Origin of the sequence: Streptomyces sp. NPDC000229 (assembly GCF_040300825.1) — a bacterium.
Classification (GTDB): Bacteria; Actinomycetota; Actinomycetes; order Streptomycetales; family Streptomycetaceae; genus Streptomyces.
Map to the genome: position 1 here is coordinate 50,836 of NZ_JBEPEL010000005.1, position 23,443 is coordinate 74,278.

The following is a 23,443-nucleotide window of genomic DNA, read 5'->3' on the forward strand; positions in this document are numbered from 1 at the left end:
TCAGTACGCCAGGCCCTGGTGCCGGGACGGCCTTCCCGCCGCCCCGTCCAGGCAACCGGCCACCCACACCGCGGGGTTGTGGGTGGCCTTCCGGCCGCCCAGCCCCTCGGCCTCCATCCGGGCGCAGCCGCCCCCCAGCAGCTCCCGCACCCGCTCTCCGGTCACGTCGGAGTGGCGGATGCGGTTGCCCTGGAGGAAACCCGCCTCATAGGCGATGTCCGTGCCCCACGGGGGCCGCCCGTCGTACGCGTGGATCGCATAGCCGCCGACGGTCGCCGCCAGCGCCACGGCCGCGGCGACGGCGCTCCAGAACACCCGCCGTTTCGGCCCCCGATGGCGTACGAGAGCCGTCTGTTGTCCCAGCAGAACCATGCCGACACGGTGTCAGGCACGGCCTTTCGCAGATGTTTCGATGTTTCGGTCGCGAACGGCTCAGTAGCGCCGGTCGTCCGTCGGGTCGACCACCGTCGGCGCGACCGGCGGGACAACCGCCCTGCGGCGCCTGGCGATACTCGTGAACGTCGCGACTCCGATGATGCCGACCGCCATGAGGATCAGCCCCACCAGGTCCAGATTGACGCCCTGTGCTTCCCAGTCGGTCGCGAAGGTGAGGATCGCCCCGACCGCTATGAGAATGATGCAGCCACCCAGGCCCATGATTCTCGCCTCCTCGTCAGTAGGTGTTGCGGGTACCCCGCCCCGCAACACCTACGCGGGGCGGGCTACTTCAGGAACGAGACCAGGGCGTTGGCCAGCAGGAACGGGTCGTCGGCGGCGCACAGTTCGCGGGCGCTGTGCATGGAGAGGATCGCCACGCCGATGTCCACGGTCCGGATGCCGTGGCGGGCGGCGGTGATCGGGCCGATGGTCGTGCCGCAGGGCATGTCGTTGTTCGACACGAACGTCTGCCACGGCACGCCCGCCTTCTCGCACGCCGCCGCGAAGACGGCCCGGCCGCTGCCGTCCGTCGCGTACCGCTGGTTGACGTTCACCTTGAGGATGGGGCCGCCGCCCGCGCGCGGATGGTGCGTGGGGTCGTGGCGTTCTGCGTAGTTGGGGTGCACCGCGTGTCCGGTGTCCGAGGACAGGCAGACCGTTCCCGCGAAGGCGCGCGCCCGGTCCTCGTAGCCGCCGCCACGCGCGAAGACGGACCGCTCCAGGACGCCGCCGAGGAGGGGGCCCTGGGCGCCGGTGTCGGACTCGGAGCCGTTCTCCTCGTGGTCGAAGGCGGCGAGTACGGGGATGAACTCCAGTTCGCCGGCGGTCGATACGGCGGCCAGGGCGGCCACGCCCGCGTGCACCGACAGCAGGTTGTCCATGCGCGGACCGGCCAGCAGCTCCCGGTCCCGGCCCAGATAGGCGGGCGCCTCCAGGGCGTGGACCATGAGGTCCCAGCCGGCCACGTCACCGGCGGTCACCTCCGCTTCCTCGGCCACGAACCGGATCAGGTCGCCCTCGTGGACGTCGTCGCCCAGGCCCCAGATGGGCTGCATGTGCCGCTGACGGTCCAGCTTGAGGCCCTCGTTGGCCTGCCGGTCCAGGTGGATCGCGAGCTGCGGCACCCGCAGCAGCGGCCGGTCGACGTTCACCAGCCGGTGGCTGCCGTCGCGCAGCGTCAGCCGCCCGGAAAGGCCCAGGTCGCGGTCGAGCCAGGTGTTGAGCAGGGTTCCGCCGTACGTCTCGACGGCGACCTGCCGCCAGCCGTACGCGCCCATGTCGGGCTGCGGCTTGACCCGGAGGTTGGGCGAGTCGGTGTGGGCGCCGATGATCCGGAAGGGGGTGTGCGGGTCGGCGCCTTCCGGCACGTACCAGGCGATGATCGCGCCGCCGCGGATGACGTACTTGCCGCCGCTCGTACCGTCCCAGGCGGCGGTCTCGTCGAGCTGCCGGAAGCCGGCCTTCTCCAGCCGTTCACCGGCGTTGGCCACGGCGTGGTACGGCGTCGGGGATTCCGCCAGGAAGGTCATGAGGTCGTCGGTGTGACCGCGGTCGAAGCGGGGGGATGAGCTGCTCATGGCCCTCACTTTACGGGCGGGGCCGGTGCGGGGAACGGTCGTGAACGGCCCGTTGTCAGTGGTGGCTGCGACTATCGGAAGACGTAGCGGGACAGCAGTCCGCTGACTCGCCGGTCGCGACCGGAGGTGCACTGGTGACCACGACGACCATGCCCGTCTCGCCCGTCTGTGCCGCATGCGAAACGCCCGGGGCCGAGTGGAGCGCCGCGCTCGGGATGTCGCTCTGCGCGGCGTGCACCACCGCGGCGACGGGCACCCCGGACCGGGACCCCGTGCGCCTCGGGGACATCCTGCCCGTGACCGCCGCGACGCTGCGGGCCTCGGCCCCCGCGGCGCCTCGTGCCTCGATACCCGCGCAGCCGCGCCCCTCGCGCACCGGCTCGCTGATGACCTGTCGCTTCTGCGGGGCCCAGGCACGGTGGCACCGCACGGTGCACGGCCGCTGGGTGGCGATGGAGCCGGGCGAGCGCCCCGTCGCGGGCGTCCCGCGCGGCGAGCGGTGGTACGTGGCGGGTGACGGCACGGCGGTCCAACTGCGCGGGGCGGTGCCGTCGGGCACCTGCCGGGTGAGCCACTTCTCGGTGTGCACCGCCCGGTGACGCGGGGCGCCGTGTCTCGGCGATTCGGCGATTCGGCGAATCGGTGAGCCCGGCGAGGGTGATCCGGCGTCTCGGTGACCGGGTGTCTCGGTGAGGGCGCCCCGGTGACGCGGGGACGCCGCGCTCGGTGACCCGATGACCCGATGACCCGGTGTCCCGGTGAATCGCTGTCTCGGTGACCCAGCGAACGACGGCGGCCCGCCCCCCGGGAACCTCGGGGGAGCGGGCCGCCTTGGACCGGTCGCGTACTGGGACTAGAACGCGGCCTCGTCCAGCTCCATCAGGGAGTTGTCGATGCCCTCGGCGATGGCGCGCTCGGTGGAGACGCCCGGCAGGACGTTCGCTGCGAAGAATTTCGCCGCGGCGATCTTGCCCTGGTAGAACGTCCTGTCCTTCGCGGAGGCGGTCTCCAGCTTCTCCGCCGCGACGGCGGCACCGCGCAGCAGCAGGTAGCCGACGACCACGTCACCGGAGGCCATGAGGAGGCGGGTGGTGTTGAGGCCGACCTTGTAGATGTTCTTGACGTCCTCGCCGGTGGCGGTGAGGTCGGTCAGCATCTTGCCGACGATGCCCTCCAGGTCCACGGCCGCCTTGGCGAGCGCGTCGCGGGCCGGGGCCAGCTCCTCGCCGCCGGTGCCGACGGCCAGGAACTTCTTGATCTCCTCGGAGAGGGCGTTCAGCGCGGCGCCCTGGTCGCGGACGATCTTGCGGAAGAAGTAGTCCTGGCCCTGGATCGCGGTCGTGCCCTCGTACAGGGTGTCGATCTTGGCGTCACGGATGTACTGCTCGATCGGGTACTCCTGGAGGTACCCGGAGCCGCCGAAGGTCTGGAGCGACTGGGCGAGCTGCTCGTAGGACCGCTCGGAGCCGTAGCCCTTGACGATCGGCAGGAGCAGGTCGTTCAGGCCGATCAGCGCCTTGGCGTCCTCGCCGGCCGCTTCCTTGATCTGGATCTCGTCCTGGATGGCGGCGGTGTACATGACGAGGGCGCGCATGCCCTCCGCGTACGCCTTCTGCGTCATCAGCGAGCGGCGCACGTCGGGGTGGTGCGTGATGGTGACCTTGGGCGCGGTCTTGTCCATGAAGTTCGCCAGGTCGGGTCCCTGCACGCGCTCCTTGGCGTACTCCAGCGCGTTCAGGTAGCCCGTGGAGAGGGTGGCGATGGCCTTCGTGCCGACCATCATGCGGGCGAACTCGATGATGCGGAACATCTGGCGGATGCCGTCGTGCTTGTCGCCGATCAGCCAGCCCTTGGCGGGGTGCTTGTCGCCGAAGGTCATCTCGCACGTGTTGGACGCCTTGAGGCCCATCTTGTGCTCGACGTTCGTCGCGTACACGCCGTTGCGCTCGCCCAGCTCGCCGGTCTCCCAGTCGAAGTGGAACTTCGGCACGAGGAACAGCGACAGGCCCTTGGTGCCGGGGCCGTGGCCCTCGGGGCGGGCCAGCACGTAGTGGAGGATGTTCTCCGACATGTCGTGCTCACCGGACGTGATGAAGCGCTTCACGCCCTCGATGTGCCAGGAGCCGTCGTCCTGCTGCACGGCCTTGGTGCGGCCCGCGCCCACGTCCGAGCCGGCGTCCGGCTCGGTGAGGACCATGGTGGAGCCCCACTGCTTCTCGACGGCTATCTCGGCGATCTTCTTCTGCGCCTCGTTGCCCTCCTCGAAGAGGATGCCGGCGAAGGCCGGGCCGGAGGAGTACATCCAGATCGCCGGGTTCGAGCCGAGGATCAGCTCCGCGTACGCCCAGATCAGGGAGCGCGGTGAGGTGGTGCCACCGATCTCCTCGGGCAGGCCGAGGCGCCAGTACTCGGAGTCCATGAAGGCCTTGTAGGACTTCTTGAACGTCTCCGGGATCGGCGCGGTGTTCGTCTCCGGGTCGAAGACCGGCGGGTTCCGGTCGGCGTCCGCGAAGGAGTCGGCGAAGTCGTTCTCGGCGAGACGGCGCATCTCGTCCAGGACGCTCTTCGCGGTCTCGACGTCCATCTCCTCGAACGGACCGGTGCCGTAGACCTTGTCGCGCCCGAGGACCTCGAAGAGGTTGAACTCGATGTCGCGGAGATTCGACTTGTAGTGCCCCATGGCGACGGCTCCGTAAGGCTCGGGGAGGCGGGATCCTCGTACACGTACCAGCAAGTAGCTACGATGATGCTACCCGTCGGTAATAAGAGCAACCCTTTCGGCCGATCTGTGACGCGTTACGCCCCCGGCCGCCCCGGGCAGGGCGCGGTGGCGGCCCGGGTGGCCCGGGGGAGCCCGCGGAAAGCGGCACGCTGGGTGCCGGTGAGCTCGCGCGGAGTGCTGACCGTCACGCCAGTCCGGCCGTGCGGTACGCGTCGGCCAGCCAGTCCAGGTACCACTCGGCGAAGGTGACGCCCATCGGCGCGAGGTCGGCGTCGTCGCAGCGCGGGTCGTCCCACATACGGCCCCGTTCGGGGCCGGACACGACCAGCCACTGGCGCCGGGCGCACCCGACGGTGGACAGGCAGATCGCGCCGACGGTGGCCTCGTCGGCCCAGAGCACCTCACTCATGCGCTCCTCCCACGCCTCGTTCACCGCGTCGAACTTGTCGATGTCCTCGTACGCCTCCTCGTCCGGCTGCTCATCGAGCAGCTCCGCGAGGACGCCCGGGTCCACCCGGTCGACCGGGAAGGGCTCCGCCAGCCGCGTGGGCAGCGTCATGTCGGCGCCGTCGCCGTGCCATTGCCAGCTGCCGTCCTCGTTCCGGCACACCGGGTACACCCCGTACGCCGGGCCCGCGCCGCCCGCGCCGACGTGCAGCAGGAAGTCGCGGTACTCCTCGGGCAGCCGCACGCCGGTGTACCGCTCCAAGCCGGCCAGGTCCTCCCGGGACAGCGGGTCCTCCAGCCGGCCGTGGAAGCCGAACACCTCCCGCGCCGCCGGCGCCTTCGCCAGCGCCAGAACCCGCTCCCGGACGCCCGCCCACACCCCTGTGCTCATGGGCGGGGAGCTTAAGGCCCACCACTGACACACGGTGCTCCCGCGGCCAAGGGGCCCGTGCGGACGTGACGTCCGGTGGCCGTGCGGCGAACCGTGGCGCTCGAGTCGCCGGGCACGCGCCACGGGAGCCCGCGTACTCAGTACCCTTGCGGGCATGTACGGGTACGAGCAGAACCAGGGCGCGTACGCCCAGCCCCAGCAGGGGTACGCGCAGCAGCAGCCGCTGTACCCCGAGCCGTCGCCGCCCTCGCTCGCGGATGCCGTGCGGGCGTTCACCACCGGGTCGTTGTCGGCCGAGGACTTCCAGCAGATCTTCGCGACGTCGAAGGTCTACTGCCCCCGCGGCGACAACCCCGGCTTCCTCGCGCTGCACAACACCCAGCAGCCGGTCATCCCGATGTTCACGTCGCTCAAGGAGCTGCGCCGGTACGCGGGCAAGGAGTCCAAGTACTTCGTGATCACCGGCGCCGAGGTGATCGACCTGCTGCCCACCGGGTACGGCTTCGTCCTCGACATGGAGGGCGACCACCGGATGGTGTTCGACGCGAAGGCCGTGGAGCAGATGGTCGACTTCGCCATGCGCCGGATGTACGGCTGAGGCACGGGGACTCCCCGACGGATCCGCCGACGGCGCGGTGAGGTCATCGCCCCCGCCGAGCGGGAGCGGTTCAGGCGCAGGTCAGGGGCCTGGGGCCAGCTGCGACGTGGCGGAACCGGGCGGCGCGTTCGTCCACCGCTTCGACTTCGTACGGGGCGGGCGGCCCGCCATACCGGTGGATCGGAACGCCGCATTCCGCAATCAGCGCGCGATACGCGTCCAGGGCTCGGCCTCGACCGCAGTCCCGCCTTCCGCACGGCCGTCCTCCTGGACGGCCCTCCAGGACCGCCGACCGGCCGGCGCTGCCGACCGCCGCTGTGGCGGCGGGAATGCCGAGCGGCCCGGACGTGTTCCGGTGGCAGGAAGTTCAGTGTTCAACTAATCTGGGGGTGTGCCGCCCGGACGGGCAGCCCCGAGGAGGACCCGCCATGCCTGCCGTAACCGTCGAGAACCCGCTCACCCTGCCGCGCGTCGACACGCCCGCGGGTGCGGTGCCGCGTCCGGTGCTGGCCGTGACCACCGCACCCAGCGGCTTCGAGGGGGAGGGCTTCCCGGTGCGCCGCGCGTTCGCCGGGATCAACTACCGCTACCTCGACCCGTTCATCATGATGGACCAGATGGGCGAGGTCGAATACGGCGTCGGGGAGGCGAAAGGGACGCCGTGGCACCCCCACCGAGGATTCGAGACCGTCACGTACCTCATCGACGGAACGTTCGTCCACCAGGACAGCAACGGCGGCGGCGGCACCATCCGCAACGGCGACACCCAGTGGATGACCGCCGGCTCCGGTCTGCTGCACATCGAGGCCCCGCCGGAGAACCTCGTCATGTCGGGCGGTCTCTTCCACGGGCTCCAGCTGTGGGTGAACCTGCCCGCCAAGGACAAGATGATGGACCCCCGTTACCAGGACATCCGCGGCGGCCAGGTCCAGCTCCTCGCCTCACCCGACGGCGGCGCGCTGCTGCGCGTCATCGCCGGCGAGCTCGACGGCCACCAGGGGCCCGGCATCACGCACACACCCATCACCATGATCCACGCCACCCTGCGCCCCGGAGCCGAGGTCACCCTCCCGTGGCGGCAGGACTTCAACGGCCTCGCGTACGTCCTCGCCGGGCGCGGCTCCGCCGGAACCGAACGGCGACCCGTCCACATGGGCCAGACGGCCGTGTTCGGTGCCGGAGCCTCGCTGACCGTCCGCGCCGACGACAAGCAGGACGGGCACGCCCCCGACCTGGAGGTCATCCTCCTCGGCGGTCAGCCCATCCGGGAGCCCATGGCGCACTACGGCCCGTTCGTGATGAACACCGAGGCCGAACTGCGCCAGGCCTTCGAGGACTTCCAGGCCGGCCGCCTCGGCCGGGTCCCGGCGGTCCACGGAATGCAGGACGGCACGGGCCCGGAGATCACCCCCGGCGCCTGACGGGGCGTCACCCGCCCGGCCCCGCCCGCGGGCGGAGCCGGGGTGATCGTGATGGCGTGGAGGGGTGCACACGCTCCCCGAGCCCGTCCGGCGCGTCGCCGCCTGGTGCGTCGTCATCCTGCTCGTCACCGGCGTGGCGGCGGTCGGCGTATGGCTGTGCGTGACGTTCCGGACCGCCGTCACGCCCGTCCTGCTCGCCCTGCTGGGGACCGCACTGCTCGGACCGCTGTACCGGCGGCTCGTGGCCATGAAGGTCCAGCGGTCCCTGGCCGCCGGGCTGACCTGCGCGGCCGTGGTCGCCGTCGTCGGCGGCGCCACCTACATCGTGGTCGCCGCGCTCATCGACACCGGCGACCAGATCATCACCTCCCTGCGCCGTGCCGCCACCGACCTCTCCGAGCACTTCGGCGCCGCCGGCACCTCGCTGGACGATCTCGCCGGCAACGCCAGGAACCTCCTGGGCAAGTTCGGCGGCACGGCGGCGTCCGGCGTCATCAGCGGGCTCAGCGTCGTCGGCGAGGTGATCGCCATGGCCGTCCTCGCCCTGCTCCTCGTCTTCTTCTTCCTCCGCGACTCGGGCCGGGCCATGCGCGCCCTGCGTTCCCTCGTGCCGCAGGGCGGCGCCGACCACGTCGAGACCATGGCCCGCCGCGCCTTCGGGGCCGTGGAGGGCTTCATGCGCGGCACGACGTTCATCGCGCTGATCGACGCCCTGCTCATCACCGCCGGGCTGCTCATCCTGCGCGTCCCGGGCGCCGTGGGGCTGGGCGCCCTGGTCTTCGTCGGCGCGTACATCCCCTACCTCGGCGCGTTCATCTCCGGGGCCGTGGCGATCCTCGTGGCGCTCGCCGACCGGGGCGTCGTCATCGCGCTGTGGGCCGTCGGCGTCGTCCTCGCCGTACAGCTCATCGAGGGACACGTCCTCCAGCCGGTGATCCAGAGCCGTACGGTCCAGATGCACCCGGCCGTCGTCATGCTCGCCATCACCGCGGGCGCGTCCGTCGCCGGGATCCTCGGCATGCTGCTCGCGGTCCCGCTCACGGCCGCCGCGTTCGGGGTGATCGGCGAGCTGCGGCGGCTGTACGCGGCGGGCGGGACGTAGCGGCGCGCAGGCCGTGTCCTGGCGGCCGTCGACCCGGCGCCCGGTTAGCATCCGCGGCAGGGGGCAGCCCGGGACGCACGGAGGCCGTCATGCACGACCAGACGCACCAGACACCACCCGACCCACGCCTGCTGAAGAACCGTTCCCGTCTCGGCCACAAGATCCGGTACGCGCTGACGCACCCCCAGCGGGTGGTGCCCCACCTGCGCCGGGCGGCCCGCAACGCCCGGCTGCGCCTGAGGCACGGCGGCGACCACGTCGCGTACTACCGGGCGGTCATGGCGTCCGACACCGCCCGCAGCCCGGAGGCGGCCGTGGGCGGCCAGCCGTCGCACGCGCGCTGGCTGGCGCTCGGGCAGATGCAGTACGACTACCTCGTCGAGCACGGGCTGCGCCCCGAGGACCGGATGCTGGAGATCGGCTGCGGCAACCTGCGCGCCGGGTGGCGGTTCATCGAGCACCTGGAGCCCGGCCACTACTACGGGATCGACATCTCGCCCGACATCCTCATCGAGGCCAAGAAGACCCTCGTACGCTACGGGCTCCAGCGGAAGATGCCGTATCTGACACCCGTCGACAACCTGAAGCTCGACTTCCTGCCCGACTCCTGGTTCACCGTGGTGCACGCGCACAGCGTGTTCTCCCACTCACCCCTGGAGATCATCGACGAATGCCTCGCGCACGTGGGGCGGGTCCTGGCCCCCGGTGGCTTCTTCGACTTCACCTTCGACCGCACCGAGGGCCGCGAGCACCAGGTGCTGGGCGAGGACTTCTACTACCGCACGGAGACGCTGGTGCGGCTGGCGGAGAAGCACGGGCTGGCCGCCCATTTCATGGACGACTGGGAGCGGCTGCCGCACGGCCAGTCCAAGCTCCGCCTCACGCACCCGGCGACGGCCTAGAAAACCCACGCGCCCGGTGCGTGGCCGCCTGGAAAGGCTCACGCACCGGGTGCCGTCCGAGGAAAAGCCTTCCGCACCTGTGCCGTCCGTCCAGAACGCCTCCCACCCAGTACGCCTCTCACCCAGAACGCCTCCCACCCGGAAGACCCCCCGGAAGAACCCCGGAAGCCCCCCCCGGAAGACCCCCCCGGAAGCCCCCCGGAAGAACCCCGCCTAGAAAGCCTCCCCGTCCCGGTCCTCGTGCAGCTCGAACCAGATCGACTTGCCTTCGCCCCGCGGGTCCACGCCCCACTCGTGGGCGAGCATCTCCATCAGGATCAGGCCGCGCCCCGACGACGCCATCTCGCCCGGCCGCCGCCGGTGCGGCAGCTCGTCGCTGGCGTCCGCTACCTCGACCCGCAGCCGCCGCTTGCCGTGGTCGCCGGTCGCCTCCGCCACCAGCAGCGCGTCGCCGTCGGTGTGGACGAGCACGTTGGTGACCATCTCGGACACCATGAGGACCGCCGAATCGACCTGCTCCGGGTCCGCCCAGTCGTGCAGCAGCTCCCGCAGGTGCTGCCGGGCGGCCGCGATCCGCTCCGGCTCCGCCTGCGCCACCGTCATCGCGGTACGCCGGGCCGCCGCCGTGCGCAGCGGCGCACCCGTCCGGGACAGCAGCAGCACCGCGATGTCGTCCTCGCGGCGGTCGGCGAGCGGACCGGTGGTGTGGTGCGAGCCGGGCCCGTGCACCGCCTGCACCAGGCTGTCCGCCAGCCCCTCCAGCGACTCGCCCTCGGTGTCGTGCCGCTCCAGCAGCGTGCGGATACGGGTCCAGCCGGTCTCCAGGTCGTGCCCGCCCGTCTCCAGCAGGCCGTCCGTGCAGATCATCAACGTCTCGCCCGGCTCCAGGGTGAGCCGGGTCGTCGGGTAGTCCGTGTCCGGGACGATGCCCAGCGGCAGACCGCCCGCCGTGGGCCGCAGCATCACCGTGCCGTCGGCCATCCGGATCGCCGGGTCCGGGTGGCCCGCCCGGGCGATGTCGAGGGTCCCCGTGGCCGGGTCCACCTCCAGGTACAGGCAGGTCGCGAACCGCGCCGCCCCGTGGTCGCCCTCGGCCCCGTCCGTGATGCCGTACAGGAAGCGGGACGCCCGGGACAGGACGGCATCCGGGCGGTGGCCCTCCGAGGCGTACGCGCGCAGCGCGATCCGCAGCTGGCCCATCAGCCCGGCCGCCCGTACGTCATGCCCCTGGACGTCGCCGATGACGAGGGCGATGCGGCCTCCCGGGAGCTGGATCATGTCGTACCAGTCGCCGCCCACCTGGAGCCCGCCGCCGGTCGGGACGTACCGCGCGGCCACCTCCATGCCGGGGATGGCCGGCCCCAGGACCGGCATCATCGTGCGCTGGAGGCCCAGCGACAGCTCCCGCTCCGACTCGGCGACCCCGGCGCGGGCCAGCGCCTGCGCCAGCATCCGGGCCACCGTCGTCAGGACGGACCGCTCGTCCGGCGTGAACGACACCGGGTAGCGGAACGCCGCCATCCAGGCGCCCATCGTGCGCCCCGCGACGATCAGCGGCAGGAACGCCCACGACTCCCTGCCGAAACGCTGCGCCAGGGGCCAGGTCGCCGGGAAACGGGCCCGGTACTCCTCCGGCGTCGGCAGATAGATCGCCCGCCCGGTGCGCACCACCTCCGCCGCCGGATAGTCGGTGTCCAGCGGCATGTCCGAGAAGGGGCCGTCGTCGCCCGCGTTGTGCCCGTGGTGGCCGATGATCGTCAGCCGGTCACCCGAGACGCCGAACACCGCGAGCCCGTCCGGTGAGAATCCGGGCATCGACAGCGAGGCCGCCACCCGCAGCACCTCGGCCGTCGACCGCGCCTCCGCCAGCGCCCGCCCCGCGTCCAGCAGGAACGCCTCGCGCGAGCGGCGCCAGTCACCGGTGACGGGCGTACGGGCCGCGGTACCGGGCTGCGGCTCGGCGACCTCCTGCAAGGTCCCGACCAGCTGGTAGTCCGTGCCCTCGACGAACGGCTTCGACCGGCTGCGTACGGTACGGATCACCCGCCCGTTCTCGTCCATGATCCGCAGCCGGGCCTCGGCGAGGGTGCCCTCCGCCACGGCGAGGTTCACGATCCCGTCGATCTCGTTCCAGTCCACGGGATGAAAACGGGAACGCACCGCCGCCTCGGTCAGCTCGGCGGGCTCGGCGGGCAGCCCGAGCAGCCGGGCCGCCTCCGCGTCGAGCGTGACGATCCCGGATGCGTTGTCCCAGCGCCACAGGCCGGTCGCGATGGCGGCCAGGACGTCCTCGGTGCGCATTGCCCCACTCTAAGAAGATGACCGGATCGGCCGCCACCGAGCTGAGCCCCGGCGATCCCGGCAGGCCCGGTAACCTTGACGGGTCGAGCCAAACCCTCTCCCCCAAGACTGGATGAACGACGATGCATCGGTACAGGTCCCACACCTGCGGCGAGCTCCGCGCCTCTGACGTCGGTACCGACGTCCGGCTGAGCGGCTGGCTGCACAATCGGCGCGACCTGGGCGGCATCCTCTTCATCGATCTGCGCGACCACTACGGCATCACGCAGCTCGTCGCCCGTCCTGGCACCGCCGCGTACGAGGCGCTCGACAAGCAGACCAAGGAGTCGGTCGTCCGCGTCGACGGCAAGGTCGTCTCGCGCGGTGCCGACAACATCAACACCGAGCTCACCACCGGCGAGATCGAGGTCGAGGTCTCCGAGGTCGAGGTGCTGGGCGCCTCCGCCCCGCTGCCGTTCACGATCAACACGGACGACGGCGTCAACGAGGAGCGGCGCCTGGAGTACCGCTTCCTCGACCTGCGCCGCGAGCGCATGCACCGCAACATCATGCTGCGCTCGGCGGTCATCGCCTCGATCCGCTCCAAGATGACGGCCCTCGGCTTCAACGAGATGGCGACCCCGATCCTCACCGCGACCTCCCCCGAGGGCGCCCGTGACTTCGTCGTCCCGTCCCGCCTGAACCCGGGCAAGTTCTACGCGCTGCCGCAGGCCCCGCAGCAGTTCAAGCAGCTGCTGATGATCTCCGGCTTCGACCGGTACTTCCAGATCGCGCCCTGCTTCCGCGACGAGGACGCCCGCGCCGACCGCTCGCCGGGCGAGTTCTACCAGCTCGACGTCGAGATGAGCTTCGTCGAGCAGGAGGACGTCTTCCAGCCGATCGAGAAGCTGATGACCGAGCTCTTCGAGGAGTTCGGCGGCGGCAGCCACGTCACGTCCCCGTTCCCGCGGATCCCGTTCCGCGAGTCGATGCTCAAGTACGGCAACGACAAGCCGGACCTGCGCACCGACCTGGAGCTCGTCGACATCACCGACGTCTTCGAGAACTCCGAGTTCAAGGCCTTCGCGGGCAAGCACGTCCGCGCCCTGGCCGTCCCCAACACGGGTGACCAGCCGCGCAAGTTCTTCGACGGCCTCGGCGACTACGCCGTCTCCCTCGGTGCGAAGGGCCTGGCCTGGGTCCGTGTCGGCGAGGGCAACGCCCTGACCGGCCCGATCGCCAAGTTCCTCACCGAGGAGAACGTCAAGGTCCTCACCGAGCGCCTCGGCCTGGAGCCCGGCCACGCCGTCTTCTTCGGTGCGGGCGAGTTCGACGAGGTCTCCAAGATCATGGGCCCGGTCCGCGTCGAGGCCGCCAAGCGTGCCGGCCAGTTCGAGGAGAACGTCTTCCGGTTCGCCTGGATCGTCGACTTCCCGATGTACGAGAAGGACGAGGAGACCGGCAAGATCGACTTCTCGCACAACCCCTTCTCGATGCCGCAGGGCGGCCTGGAGGCCCTGGAGACCCAGGACCCGCTGGACATCCTCGGCTGGCAGTACGACATCGTCTGCAACGGCATCGAGCTGTCCTCCGGCGCGATCCGCAACCACGAGCCCGACATCATGTTCAAGGCCTTCGAGATCGCCGGCTACTCGCGGGAGACCGTCGAGACCGAGTTCGCGGGCATGCTCCGCGCCTTCCAGTACGGCGCCCCGCCGCACGGCGGCATCGCCCCGGGCGTCGACCGCATCGTCATGCTCCTCGCCGACGAGCCGAACATCCGCGAGACGATCGCCTTCCCGCTCAACGGCAACGCCCAGGACCTGATGATGGGCGCCCCGACGGAGCTGGACGAGGCCCGCCTGAAGGAGCTCAACATCGCGCTCCGCAAGCCGGTCGCGGACAAGTAGTCGCCGCCGCTTCACGAAGGGCCCGGGATCCTCGGATTCCGGGCCCTTCGGCGCGTCACCGTCCGGAAGCGCATGTCCCGCAGGCCCCTGGCTCCGGGCCACGGAAGGCGCGGTCGCAGATGTCGCAGTTCTGGAGCGGATGCCTGACGGCCGAGGGCGCGCCCGGAGCGCGGAAGGGCGGCAGAGGCGGCAGCTGGGCGGAGAGGCGGTGGGCCAGAAGAGCTGCCGGGCGGGACAGCGGCTCCGATGGCAGGCCGGTGGTCAGAGCCCGCTGGACGTCCTCGGGGGTGAGGTCGCGTTCGAGCCACGCGGCGACGCCCGGGACGAGATGGTCGGCGTCCGCGGCGGAGAGCAGGAGACGGGGATCCTCGCGGCGGAGGCCGGAGAGGACCCCCAGGGCGGTCTGGAGAAGGTCCGGCGCGCGGTACGCGGGCTGCGGTACGGCGGGCAGCGCGCGGCGGCGGGCCGGTTGGTCGGTGCTGCGCCGGGGCCGGGGCTTCGGCTCCTCCGTGGCGCCGGTCCGGCCGGGCTGGTTGCAGGACACCGTGCGGGTGACGATGAGGCCCCCGTCGGTGCGCATGCGGGTGCGGCGCAGATAGCCATGGGCCTCCAGCTCGCGCAGGCCGCCCGCGATCCGGGTCTTGCCCTCGGGGAAGCGGTCGGCGAGGGTCTCGATGTCGACCTGGGCGCCGCTGGGGAGCGACTGGATGTGGACGGCCAGGCCGATCGCGAGGAGCGACAGCTCGGTGTGCTGGGCGAGGTGGTTGCCGATCACCGTGAAGCGGCTGGTGTGGCGGGAGTTGTCGTGGATGACGCCACCGCGGTGCGTGGCTCTGCGGGCTCCCCGGGAGGGGTGGTTTTTCCCGTCGTTACGGGACTGGGCGCGCGTGCGCGCGCTACTGTTCTGAGTATCCATCGGGAAGCGTCTTCTTCCTTGATGGTCAGGCCCCCGCACTGGGATTCGCAGTCCCGGCGGGGGCCGACGCATGTCAGCGGTGATGTGGTCTGTCGCGCTGAGCGTAGATCAAGCAACCCGTCCCAAAGCCAGCCGAGTTGGTGTTTTTCACCCGCGTGAGTGAGTGGCTCGCAGCGGGGGAGGAGGGGTGGGGTTTGGTCCGGTTCCTTTCTCTCTCGTCGTTTCTTTGGGAGACCGGCGGCCCCACCGGAATCCACGTTCCCGGACTCCGGTCAGGGGAGCGGGAGGTCGAGTTCCGCCCACACGGTCTTCTGCGGGGCGGGCCCGAGCGTGGCGCCCCAGCGGTCGGCGAGCGCCTCGACGAGGAGCAGCCCACGGCCGGACTCCGCGTGGGACGACGGGGGCCTGCGGTGCGGGAGCGCGTCGGCCCGGGTGTCCGTGACCTCGATCCGCAGGACCCCCTCGTCTGCGAGGAGCGCGACCCGGAAGCTCCGGCCGGCCACGCGGCCGTGCGTGGCGGCGTTGGCCGCGAGCTCGGCCACGAGCTGCGCGGCGGCCTCGATCACGCCGTACGGCAGCTCCTGCCGGGTCCGCAGCCACTCGGAGGCGAGCAGCCGGGCGAGCCGTGCGCCGCGTGGGGTGGCGGACAGCAACACGCGGAAGTGGGCTTCCAGAGAGGGCAGGTGAGTGACGTCGATCTGGTTCACATCACCGAGCCTGGCCGCCCCGCCTGGCCGCGAACAGTGACATTGTCCATGCGTAGAGTGACTGTCCGGAGCTTGTCCACTGCTGTCCGGGCTGTCCGAACCCGCGGGTGGGGTAGTGCCGCGGCACGAGAGCGTGGACAGAGGGGTGCGGGTATGCCGGAGGACGGCGGGACCGGGGTGCGGCTCAAGAGCGAGGCGGACGAGCCGGGTTGGGAGGTGGACCCGGACGACGACTGGGGCGTGGCCGTCATCGCCACGGTGGGACGGCAGGTGAAGCTGCGCAGGGAAGCGGTGGGGATGCGCGCCGCCGACTTCGGGGTGGCCGTCGGCTACGGCGAGGACCTCGTCTACAAGATCGAGGGCGGGAAGCGGATCCCCCGCCCCGAGTTCCTGGACAAGGCGGACGAGGTCTTGGGCGCGGGTGGGCTGCTCTCGGCCATGAAGGAGGACGTGGCGAAGGTCCGGTACCCGAAGAAAGTCCGGGAACTGGCCAAGCTGGAGGCCCAGGCGGTGGAGCTCCAGCTCTACGACCCGCTCAACATCCACGGCCTGTTGCAGACCCCGGAGTACGCACGGGGGCTGCTGCTCATGCGAAGGCCGGCTTACTCGCAGGACGAGGTGGAGCGGATGGTGGCCGGTCGTATGGCCCGCAAGTCCGTCTTCGAGCGGGACCCCGTACCCGAACTCAGCTTCGTCCTGGAGGAGTGGACGCTCCGGCGCCCGCTGGGCGGAAGGGCGCTGCTGCGCGCCCAGCTCGCACACCTGCTGAAGGTCGCCCACCTGCGGAACGTGGAGCTTCAGGTGATGCCGATGGACCGCGAGGAGCACGCAGGGCTGGCAGGTGGTATCGAGGTGCTGAAGTTCGGCGACGGGTCGGCCGTCGGACGCTCACCTGCCGTGGCCAACGGCCGACCCGTGACCGAGCGGAAGCCGCTCCATATCCTGGAGTTGCGCTACGGCATCCTCCGGGCGCAGGCTCTCACTCCCCGTGAGTCGACAGCCCTCATTGAGCAACTGCTGGGAGAGACATGATCCGCAACACCTCGTCCGGGGACGGCTCCGGACTGGCGTGGTTCAAGAGCAGCTACAGCAGCAGCAGCGAGGGCGACTCCTGCGTCGAGGTCGCCACCACTCCCGGCACGGTCCACGTCCGCGACTCCAAGTGCCTCGCCGGCCCCCAGCTCACGCTCACCCCGACTGCGTGGGCGGGCTTCGTGTCGTACGCGTCGGGCACCTGACCTCACCGACCGCACGCGCCCACGCAGCGGCAGGCTGTCGTCGGCCTTCCAATACGGAGCCCCACCGCACGGCAGCATCGCCCCGGGCGTGGACCGCATCGTCATGCCTTTCGCCGACGAGCCCAACGTCTGCGGGCGAGCCACCGGTTCCGGGGCGGCCGCGCTTTTACGGACCATCGGCGGCCCCGGAGCGCCTCGCTCAGTGGATGATGACTTTGCCTCCCCAGTATCACTCCTGCGCAGAGAGGTAGGAGCGCATCCGAGGCATGATGCATTGGGCTGCCATGAAATCAATGTGCGAACCCACTGCTGCGAGCGAGACCTGGATGCCTTCGTCTCCGCAACGGCTCAAGGTGACTTCTGCGTCGCGGATGGTAAAGTCCCAGCCGGCGACTCGGAGTTTCTTCACGCCGGTGAATTTCAGGTAGAACTCAACGGTGTTGTATTCCCTTCTCTTCCAGTCGGCAGGAGGGCTCGAGGGTAGAGCGGACGTCTCGAACGCCAACGTTACCGACGCCTCTCTTTCGTCGATCTGAGTGTAATGAAGTCTGCATTCACTCAGATTGGGAGGTGATGTGTACGAGTCCGTCATAACCTTTGAGTTGAGAACTGTCGTCCAGTCAGATTCTCCCATAAAAGGTCTTCTCCTCAGTTCCCGGAATGAATTCGTAGCGCAACCTGTCAAGTTTTTTCAAGAAGATGTGCCGTTCCCTGTCCGTGCCATCGGGTGAAATTTTGAAGGCGCTCACATGTCCCACCTGAACGGCTGAATTACTGGTGAATTCGAGAGCTACTCCGGCTCCTGTCACTCGCACCCGGATCCTTCGGTTCTCTTTTAGGGGTTGTACCCGGAAGGAAGCGGAGGCGACAGGTGGCTCCCACTCCGCCAGAGAGAAATCCTCCACAGCGAGGAACTGCAGGTGGCATTGAACCGTGTCGAGTTCTTCCCCCTGCCACTCCTGGGGGACCACTGCCGGGAAGCTCGACAGGTCCACTCGAAGGGTGACCGTCGGGCCTCGCCAATCCATATTCAGGGAGCGTAGGCGAAGTTGCCCGAGAGGCGGGGCCTCTCCGTATAGGTTGAGAAGGTCATCGGAATTTACTAGTACAATGTTATCGGTCATAGTAATAATGCTCCTCGGCTCCGGGTACCTGGCCGTTTCGGGTGTCCTCAAAAGGTCTCACATGTACGTGCGGTGGTTGGTACCCGGGCTCTCCAGGCTTCTGGTGGCCGAACCAGTGGTCCTGGAATACGATGAGATCCTGACCGTTGGGATGTTCGTAGACCTCCTCCCGGTAGTAGATCGGCTGGTGATTTTCGTCCAGCAACTGTTTCGAGCCTTGCCACTCCGGTGTTGTCGCGGGAACGTAGTCGTTCACATCGATAGGTGTTGCACCCTCTGGAATACCCGCATCCCTCAATGCCTTGGTTTTTGTCTCCGCCAGATCGCGGCCGACCTTTGGCGGGCACTCCTTGGGAGCAAGTCCCAGCGGGTCGCTCCACGTGCGGGGATCGTGGACATAAGTTGCCGGGTTGGGAGCTGGAGCCAGCCCCAGCGGATCTTGGCTCAGGTATCGAGCAGATTCCGGGTCGTAGTAGCGGAAGTAGTTGTAGTGGAGGCCGGATTCCGGGTCGAAGTACTGGCCCGGGAAGCGGAGCGGGGTGTACGTCGTGGCGTCGCGGTTCCAGGTCGTCGTGCCCCAGAGGGTCGTGCGGGTGCGCCAGGCCAGGTCGCCCGATTCGTCGACGAGTTCCGTGGGGGTGCCGATCAGGTCGGTGACGATGGCGAAGAAGCGTTCGTCGTCCGTGTCCGTGCGGCGTTCCGTCTGGCTCAGGGGGCGCAGTCCCGCGTGGTCCCAGGTCAGGACGACGTTCGCGGTCGTCTGCTCGCAGAGGGTCGTACCGTCCCAGGTGAAGTGGACTGTTTCCAGGGCGGATTGTTTGGATATTCGGCGGCCCAGTGGGTCGTACGCGTAGAGCCAGACCGTGCCGTCCGGCGTGGTCACCGACGTCAGCCGGTCCTCCGCGTCCCACTCGTAGCGCCAGGTGTCCGGCTTCCGGGACAGGCGGGTCTTCTGGCGCAGGACGATCCGGCCTTGGTCGTCGTGCTCGTAGCGGACGCTGCCCGCGCGGGTGATGCGGGTGCCCTCGTAGGCACGCGGGCCCGTCGCGGCGTGGGCCGGGTGCGTGGACGGCCAGTCCGCCTCCGTCTGATTACCGGCCTCGTCATACGCGTACCGCTCCGTCCACCGGTCCGCCCGCACTGCCGTGACCCGGCCCGCCCCGTCGAGGTCGAAGTCGCGTGTGCCCGAGAGGCTGTCCGTGACGGAGACCAGCCCACCGTCGGGGCGGTAGCCGTACGCCCGGTGCTGGAGACGGCCGCTCCGTGAGGTGACCTCCTGGGCCGTCAGCCGGCTCACCGCGTCGTAGGACGACGTCAGCGACACGAAGTCCGAGACCGTGCGCTCAACCTCACGCCCCAGCGCGTCGAAGGTGAAGGCGAGTTCCCGGCCGGACACGTTAAGGCCGGTCCTGCGGCCCGCCGCGTCGTACGACCACGCGCTGGCCGATCCGCCCGGTGTCGTCCTCCCCACCCGGCGGCCCAACTCGTCGTACGCGTACGACAGCGTCCGACCGTTGACCGTCTCCGACCTCAGACGGCCGTGGCGGTCCCGGATGCGCTCAAGCCTCGCGTCTGGGTTCGTCGCCACCGCCAGTTCGTCGAAGACGTCGTACTCGTAGGTACTGACCGTGCCTTCGGCGTCCTTGCGGACGATCCGGCCGAGGGCGTCGCGCTCGAACCGGACCGTCTGCCCCAGGCCGTTGGTGCGGGCGACCAGTCGGCCCGCCGCGTCGTACGCGTAGTCCAACGTCCGGCCGTCGAAGTCCGTCTCGGACCGTGGGCGGCCCACCGGGTCGTAGGCATAGTCCCAGGTCAGACCCTGCGAGTTCGTCACCCGCGTCAGCCGCAAGTTCGTGTCGTGGGAAAACTCGTAGCGCGCCCCGTCCGGGTCCGTGCGGGAGGCGAGCAGGTCGAAGTCGGTGTACGTGAAGCGGGTCGTGCCACCCATCGCGTCTGTGTGGCACAGGCAGTTGCCCTCACCGTCGTACGTCCACGACTGCTCGGTGCCGTCCGGTTCGATGCGCCTGGCCAGTTTGCCCTCGACGGTCCATTCGAGGCGCGTCACCGACCGGAGGGGGTCGGTGATGGTGACCGGTCGGCCGAAGGCGTCACGCTCGTAGTGGACGGTCGCGCCGAGCGGGTCGGTGATCGCGATGGGCAGGCCGGCGCGGTCGTACCGCATGACGGTCGAGTGGCCGAGTGCGTCGGTGATCGTCGTGAGGTGGCCGGCCTCGTCGTAGGTGAATGCGGTCGTGGCCCCAGTCGTGTCGGTGACCGCGGTGCGGTTGCCCTTCTCGTCGTACGCCTGGCGTACCACCGTGCCGTCCGCGCCGCGCACTCGGACCGGCAGGCCCAGCGCGTTGTACTCGGCGGACATCTCGCGGCCGTCCGGTCTCACCAGTGCGGTCGGCCGGCCGGCTTCGTCGTAGGTGAAGCGGGTGACGTGGCCGAGAGGATCCGTGCGGGAAAGGAGCCGGTTGTAGCGGTCGTATTCGTAGCGGGTGACCGCGCCCAGCGGGTCGATCTCGCCGACGACCTGCATCCGTTCGTTGATGAGGAAGCGGGTGGTGTGGCCCAGGCCGTCGGTGACGGAGGTCTGCCGCAGACCGGTGTCCGGATCGGTGTCGTCCCAGGTGAAGCTGGATTCGAGGTGGCCGTTGGTGCCGGACTGGTATACGCAGCGGTGCCGGTCGTCGTAGACGTAGTCGAAGTGGCTTCCGTTGGTGTCGGTCCAGGACATGATGCGGCCGAGCTCGTCGTAGCCGAAGGACAGTGGACGGCCCGAGGAGTTGGTGACGGACGTCAGATGGCCGTCCGTGTAGGCGTAGCGGAGGATCTCCTGGTCCGTGCCGTCGGGGGCGGCGCCGGCGAGGTGGAGGGCGGTGACGCGGCCCTGGTCGGTGGTGAGCTTCAGGTGGTAGCCGCCGTGGTGGACGATCGAGGTCGGGGTGCCGTTCGTGTCGTACTCGAACGTGATCCAGCGGCCGTTGCGGTCGTCGATCTGGGTCAGCAGGGCAAGGTCGGCGCCCTGCTCGGTGAAGTGCCAGACGCGGCCGGTGCCGGGGTCGGTGACGGTGTAGGTGTCCCGGTCACGGTCCAGGGGCCAGCGGCGGCCGTGGGTGGGCATGACCGGTACGCCGGGCGCGGGGTGCGGATAAGCGAGGAGGCTGCCGTCCTCGCAGACGAACACGACACCTTCGGAGTCGATCTCCAGGCGCTGGTCGACGGTGCCGGCCCAGGTCGGTCCGAACCAGCGTCCGGCGCGGTAGGACGACTGGAAGGTGCGGGTGAAGACCAGCGGCAGTGACCCCGGGAGGGTGATGTCCGTCTGTGGAAGGACCATCCGGCCGGTCGCCATGTCGACCGGGTCCTTCTCGCACCTGAGCTCGGTACATTGCTGCGAGGTGGCGTGAGGATTCTGTCCGTCATGCCCCTTGCCCGGCCCGCCCTTGGCGTCGTCCACGCCCTTGCGCGCCAGGGACTTCAGCCCGCCCGCGCCCCGGGTCCCCAGTAGTTCCGGGAAAAGGCGCCCGCCGAACTCGCTCGGGTCCTCCTGGAACGCGTCCCACGCGCCCTTCAACGCCCGGTCGGGATGGGCAGCGCTGGAGAAGACGCCGGCCAGGGTCATGTTGACGTTCTCGTAGTACTCGGCCGGGTGCGTGCGGTTGTACCCGTCGAGAGGGTTGAGCGAGCGGACGAAGTTGGTGAGGCCGACCGTGCCTTTGACGGCTCCGCCGACGAAGTGCATCGTCTCGACGCCGTTGCCCATCGCCAAGTCCACCAGGCCGAGCTTGGCGCGCTCCATGGCGGACTTCTCGGCGGGTGCGTGGGCGAGGGCCGCGGTGACGACCTGGTTGGCCGTCTCGGCCGCCTCGTTGCGCTGACGGCGGGCGTTGTCGAGGATCTCTTGGGCCTGGTCGCGTTGGGCCTTGCCCGGGTCGGTGAAAGGAGCCGGTTCGGGGAGCGGAGTGTCGCTGGTGAGGGCCTTGTTGTAGGCGTCGACTTTCTTGTTGTGCGCGTCGACGGCCTTCTGGGAGGTTTCGTCGCCCTGCTTGAACAGGGCGATCGCCTCCCTGGCCATGCCCTGTGCCGCGGTCACCGCCGCGGCGTACGCCGTCAGCGCCGCGGCGGCGGCCTCGAAGGCGTCCGCCGCGTGCAGCCAGTCGGTGGGCAGGAGCTGGAACTTCTCACGGAAGGTATCGCCGGCTTCACCCTTCCAGTGGGCGGAGTCCAGCCCCTTCATGCCGGCGCCGACCAGATTGAAGGCCGCGCTGAAGTCGCGCAGGTTCTTCGCACTCGCGGTGATCTTGGATGCTTGGCCGTGGATCAGCTCATTGGCATCCTCGCTCTGGCCGAGCTGCTTTTCTCCGACCTCCGCTCCGAGCCAGGAGGCCGCGCTGTCGCCCCAGTCCGTGACCGATTCCGCCACGCCCTCGGCACCGACGTAGTCGAGCACCTCCCCGAGAGCGTTGGTGCCCTTGTCGACGCCCGTACCGACGACCTTCTCGCCGGCCTCCCAGACGTCCCCCAGCTTCCCCAGCCAGTCCGTCATCTACTCGCTCCCCCAAGCCGGCCGCTCCGCACGCTCGACCGCTTCCTGGGAGGGATCGAACGTCTCGCGCATGTGCTCGTCCACGGCCTCACGCAACGCCGGGTCCAAGGCACCGATGTTCTCCAACGAGTCCAAGGCGGCGTCCTCGACGTCGTAGCCGGTGTCCTTCCACGTCTGCTCGACGTTCCGCTGCGCCGCTGCCATCGACTCGAGGCTGTAGTCCGGGTTGTCGCCCGTCCGCTGGGACTTGATCTCGTCCCAGTCCTTGGCCTTGACCTCGTCCTCCGTGAGGTGCGGATTGCCGTTCAGCGCATTCACGGCGATCTTGATGGTGTCCTTGACGTACAGCTCCTGTTCGTGGAAGGCCCCTGCGGACAACCCGACAGCCGAGGCGAAGCTGTTGCCCCGCTGCATCAGGTCCCGGACACCCCACTCCCAGCGCTCGCAGAACGTCTTGAACCCGGCGGCCAGCCCCGCGTGCCCCAACTCCAGCCCCGACAGGGTCAGCTCCGAGAAGCCACGACCGGCGGTTGCCTCGCCGATCATCCCGAGGTCCTTCAGCTCCTCGTGTGCCTTGTCGATGCCCATCGCGATGAGCCGGAAGCCGGCGTTGGACGCCGCGAGATCAGGATCTGTACCGCTCATTGCGTCCCCCCGAGTTCCACCACCGCCGCGTCCGGCACGATGCCCTTCACCGGCGGGAACACCACGCCGTCGTCGCTGCCCGCGTCCAGCGCCACACCCGCCGGGACCCCCAGTCCCGGCACCAGCACATCCAACAACCGCGCCCCGAGCACCGTCCGGTACTCCCACTCCCGCCCGGCCTCACCACGTACATGTGCGAACCGCGCCAGTGTCTCCTCGTTCGAGAACGCGCAGATCCACCGGACCCCGCCGTGTTCAGCGGTCCACAGGCTCCCGTACGGATCGATCGGCACCAGCACGGCGGTACGCCGGAACTCCCCCAGCAGGACGGCGAACTCCCGCCGTGCCGCCGCGGGAGAGGGCGGTTCGGACGGGGCGGATGGCGTCGGTCCGTCGAGCAGATCCGCCAGTCGCGATGGCCGGCCGGCAGTCGACTCGTCCGCTGTGGTCATGTCCCCGTTCATGGTCACGAC

21 protein-coding genes and 1 pseudogene are annotated in these 23,443 nt (G+C 69.7%); 9 read left to right on the plus strand and 13 right to left on the minus strand.

The genetic code is table 11. The features are described from left to right. The 3 genes from ABT360_RS04800 to ABT360_RS04810 all read right to left on the minus strand — a co-directional run bounded on the left by ABT360_RS04800 (window position 1) and on the right by ABT360_RS04810 (window position 2,015). A complete protein-coding gene (locus tag ABT360_RS04800; RefSeq protein ID WP_351810703.1) occupies window positions 1–372 on the minus strand; it encodes a hypothetical protein in 372 nt (123 codons plus the stop codon). 60 nt (window positions 373–432) lie between these two features. Beyond that, a complete protein-coding gene (locus tag ABT360_RS04805) occupies window positions 433–657 on the minus strand; it encodes a DUF6458 family protein (protein WP_351810706.1) in 225 nt (74 codons plus the stop codon). 65 nt (window positions 658–722) lie between these two features. Continuing rightward, entirely contained in the window at window positions 723–2,015 is a 1,293-nt protein-coding gene (locus tag ABT360_RS04810) for a M18 family aminopeptidase (protein ID WP_351810709.1), read from the minus strand. A 134-nt stretch (window positions 2,016–2,149) separates the two neighbouring features. Here ABT360_RS04810 and ABT360_RS04815 point away from each other — a divergent pair, with 134 nt between their 5' ends. Continuing rightward, entirely contained in the window at window positions 2,150–2,614 is a 465-nt protein-coding gene (locus ABT360_RS04815) for a DUF6083 domain-containing protein (protein ID WP_351810712.1), read from the plus strand. Window positions 2,615–2,868: 254 nt separating this feature from the next. Here the strand turns inward: ABT360_RS04815 and ABT360_RS04820 are convergent, their stop codons facing one another. Continuing rightward, complete coding sequence (locus tag ABT360_RS04820; protein ID WP_351810715.1) at window positions 2,869–4,695, minus strand: acyl-CoA dehydrogenase; 1,827 nt, start codon at window positions 4,693–4,695, stop codon at window positions 2,869–2,871. Between the two features lie 226 nt (window positions 4,696–4,921). Beyond that, a complete protein-coding gene (locus ABT360_RS04825; protein ID WP_351810718.1) occupies window positions 4,922–5,575 on the minus strand; it encodes an SMI1/KNR4 family protein in 654 nt (217 codons plus the stop codon). A 154-nt stretch (window positions 5,576–5,729) separates the two neighbouring features. On the opposite strand from ABT360_RS04825, the gene ABT360_RS04830 reads away from it, so the two are divergent. From ABT360_RS04830 to ABT360_RS04845, 4 genes are all read left to right on the plus strand, one after another. After that, window positions 5,730–6,173 carry an SseB family protein gene (locus ABT360_RS04830; protein ID WP_351810721.1) on the plus strand — a complete coding sequence of 148 codons (444 nt, stop codon included), beginning with the start codon at window positions 5,730–5,732 and terminating at the stop codon, window positions 6,171–6,173. Between the two features lie 428 nt (window positions 6,174–6,601). Next, a complete protein-coding gene (locus ABT360_RS04835; protein ID WP_351810724.1) occupies window positions 6,602–7,594 on the plus strand; it encodes a pirin family protein in 993 nt (330 codons plus the stop codon). A gap of 64 nt (window positions 7,595–7,658) precedes the next feature. After that, window positions 7,659–8,696, plus strand: coding sequence for an AI-2E family transporter (locus ABT360_RS04840; RefSeq protein ID WP_351810727.1), 1,038 nt, complete (start codon window positions 7,659–7,661; stop codon window positions 8,694–8,696). Between the two features lie 89 nt (window positions 8,697–8,785). Then, a complete protein-coding gene (locus ABT360_RS04845) occupies window positions 8,786–9,598 on the plus strand; it encodes a class I SAM-dependent methyltransferase (RefSeq protein ID WP_351810730.1) in 813 nt (270 codons plus the stop codon). Between the two features lie 213 nt (window positions 9,599–9,811). On the opposite strand, the gene ABT360_RS04850 is transcribed toward ABT360_RS04845, so the two are convergent. Further along, window positions 9,812–11,899, minus strand: a complete 2,088-nt coding sequence (locus ABT360_RS04850; RefSeq protein WP_351810733.1) for a SpoIIE family protein phosphatase — start codon at window positions 11,897–11,899, stop codon at window positions 9,812–9,814. A 122-nt stretch (window positions 11,900–12,021) separates the two neighbouring features. On the opposite strand from ABT360_RS04850, the gene aspS reads away from it, so the two are divergent. Then, entirely contained in the window at window positions 12,022–13,788 is a 1,767-nt protein-coding gene (gene aspS, locus ABT360_RS04855; RefSeq protein WP_351810736.1) for an aspartate--tRNA ligase, read from the plus strand. Window positions 13,789–13,843: 55 nt separating this feature from the next. Here aspS and ABT360_RS04860 read toward each other — a convergent pair whose 3' ends face one another. Further along, entirely contained in the window at window positions 13,844–14,704 is an 861-nt protein-coding gene (locus ABT360_RS04860) for a helix-turn-helix domain-containing protein (protein WP_351810739.1), read from the minus strand. 272 nt (window positions 14,705–14,976) lie between these two features. Beyond that, window positions 14,977–15,411: an ATP-binding protein gene (locus ABT360_RS04865; protein WP_351810742.1), complete on the minus strand. Its 435-nt coding sequence runs from the start codon at window positions 15,409–15,411 to the stop codon at window positions 14,977–14,979. Window positions 15,412–15,564: 153 nt separating this feature from the next. On the opposite strand from ABT360_RS04865, the gene ABT360_RS04870 reads away from it, so the two are divergent. From ABT360_RS04870 to ABT360_RS04880, 3 genes and pseudogenes are all read left to right on the plus strand, one after another. Next, on the plus strand, window positions 15,565–16,443 hold the full coding sequence (locus ABT360_RS04870; protein WP_351810745.1) for a helix-turn-helix domain-containing protein: 879 nt from the start codon (window positions 15,565–15,567) through the stop codon (window positions 16,441–16,443). Beyond that, complete coding sequence (locus tag ABT360_RS04875; protein WP_351810747.1) at window positions 16,440–16,649, plus strand: DUF397 domain-containing protein; 210 nt, start codon at window positions 16,440–16,442, stop codon at window positions 16,647–16,649. Before ABT360_RS04870 ends, ABT360_RS04875 begins: the two co-directional genes overlap by 4 nt. 28 nt (window positions 16,650–16,677) lie before the next feature. Next, window positions 16,678–16,779: pseudogene (locus ABT360_RS04880) on the plus strand (amino acid--tRNA ligase-related protein); the annotation flags it as partial. A 99-nt stretch (window positions 16,780–16,878) separates the two neighbouring features. On the opposite strand, the gene ABT360_RS04885 reads toward ABT360_RS04880, so the two are convergent. Genes ABT360_RS04885 through ABT360_RS04905 form a run of 5 tightly spaced genes read right to left on the minus strand, consistent with a single transcriptional unit; the run spans window position 16,879 to window position 23,434 of the window. Then, the gene (locus ABT360_RS04885) at window positions 16,879–17,283 is read right to left on the minus strand and encodes an Imm50 family immunity protein (RefSeq protein ID WP_351810750.1); all 405 of its coding nucleotides are present in this window, start codon (window positions 17,281–17,283) and stop codon (window positions 16,879–16,881) included. Next, entirely contained in the window at window positions 17,270–17,773 is a 504-nt protein-coding gene (locus tag ABT360_RS04890) for an Imm50 family immunity protein (protein ID WP_351810752.1), read from the minus strand. Before ABT360_RS04890 ends, ABT360_RS04885 begins: the two co-directional genes overlap by 14 nt. Further along, on the minus strand, window positions 17,763–22,325 hold the full coding sequence (locus tag ABT360_RS04895) for a putative T7SS-secreted protein (protein ID WP_351810755.1): 4,563 nt from the start codon (window positions 22,323–22,325) through the stop codon (window positions 17,763–17,765). Before ABT360_RS04895 ends, ABT360_RS04890 begins: the two co-directional genes overlap by 11 nt. Then, window positions 22,326–22,970: a hypothetical protein gene (locus ABT360_RS04900; protein ID WP_351810758.1), complete on the minus strand. Its 645-nt coding sequence runs from the start codon at window positions 22,968–22,970 to the stop codon at window positions 22,326–22,328. Then, complete coding sequence (locus ABT360_RS04905; protein WP_351811030.1) at window positions 22,967–23,434, minus strand: SseB family protein; 468 nt, start codon at window positions 23,432–23,434, stop codon at window positions 22,967–22,969. The genes ABT360_RS04900 and ABT360_RS04905 overlap by 4 nt, the downstream gene beginning before the upstream one ends. Between the last annotated feature and the right edge of the window lie 9 nt (window positions 23,435–23,443).

Excerpts from the sequence above, each read along its gene's own strand:
- ABT360_RS04875 (WP_351810747.1), top strand. The coding sequence starts at position 16,440 with ATGATCCGCAACACCTCGTCCGGGGACGGCTCCGGACTGGCGTGGTTC.
- ABT360_RS04820 (WP_351810715.1), bottom strand. The coding sequence starts at position 4,695 with ATGGGGCACTACAAGTCGAATCTCCGCGACATCGAGTTCAACCTCTTC.
- ABT360_RS04860 (WP_351810739.1), bottom strand. The coding sequence starts at position 14,704 with ATGGATACTCAGAACAGTAGCGCGCGCACGCGCGCCCAGTCCCGTAAC.
- ABT360_RS04845 (WP_351810730.1), top strand. The coding sequence starts at position 8,786 with ATGCACGACCAGACGCACCAGACACCACCCGACCCACGCCTGCTGAAG.
- ABT360_RS04870 (WP_351810745.1), top strand. The coding sequence starts at position 15,565 with ATGCCGGAGGACGGCGGGACCGGGGTGCGGCTCAAGAGCGAGGCGGAC.
- ABT360_RS04885 (WP_351810750.1), bottom strand. The coding sequence starts at position 17,283 with ATGGGAGAATCTGACTGGACGACAGTTCTCAACTCAAAGGTTATGACG.
- ABT360_RS04905 (WP_351811030.1), bottom strand. The coding sequence starts at position 23,434 with ATGAACGGGGACATGACCACAGCGGACGAGTCGACTGCCGGCCGGCCA.
- ABT360_RS04850 (WP_351810733.1), bottom strand. The coding sequence starts at position 11,899 with ATGCGCACCGAGGACGTCCTGGCCGCCATCGCGACCGGCCTGTGGCGC.
- ABT360_RS04825 (WP_351810718.1), bottom strand. The coding sequence starts at position 5,575 with ATGAGCACAGGGGTGTGGGCGGGCGTCCGGGAGCGGGTTCTGGCGCTG.
- ABT360_RS04805 (WP_351810706.1), bottom strand. The coding sequence starts at position 657 with ATGGGCCTGGGTGGCTGCATCATTCTCATAGCGGTCGGGGCGATCCTC.
- ABT360_RS04800 (WP_351810703.1), bottom strand. The coding sequence starts at position 372 with ATGGTTCTGCTGGGACAACAGACGGCTCTCGTACGCCATCGGGGGCCG.
- aspS (WP_351810736.1), top strand. The coding sequence starts at position 12,022 with ATGCATCGGTACAGGTCCCACACCTGCGGCGAGCTCCGCGCCTCTGAC.
- ABT360_RS04890 (WP_351810752.1), bottom strand. The coding sequence starts at position 17,773 with ATGACCGATAACATTGTACTAGTAAATTCCGATGACCTTCTCAACCTA.
- ABT360_RS04835 (WP_351810724.1), top strand. The coding sequence starts at position 6,602 with ATGCCTGCCGTAACCGTCGAGAACCCGCTCACCCTGCCGCGCGTCGAC.
- ABT360_RS04895 (WP_351810755.1), bottom strand. The coding sequence starts at position 22,325 with ATGACGGACTGGCTGGGGAAGCTGGGGGACGTCTGGGAGGCCGGCGAG.
- ABT360_RS04830 (WP_351810721.1), top strand. The coding sequence starts at position 5,730 with ATGTACGGGTACGAGCAGAACCAGGGCGCGTACGCCCAGCCCCAGCAG.
- ABT360_RS04900 (WP_351810758.1), bottom strand. The coding sequence starts at position 22,970 with ATGAGCGGTACAGATCCTGATCTCGCGGCGTCCAACGCCGGCTTCCGG.
- ABT360_RS04810 (WP_351810709.1), bottom strand. The coding sequence starts at position 2,015 with ATGAGCAGCTCATCCCCCCGCTTCGACCGCGGTCACACCGACGACCTC.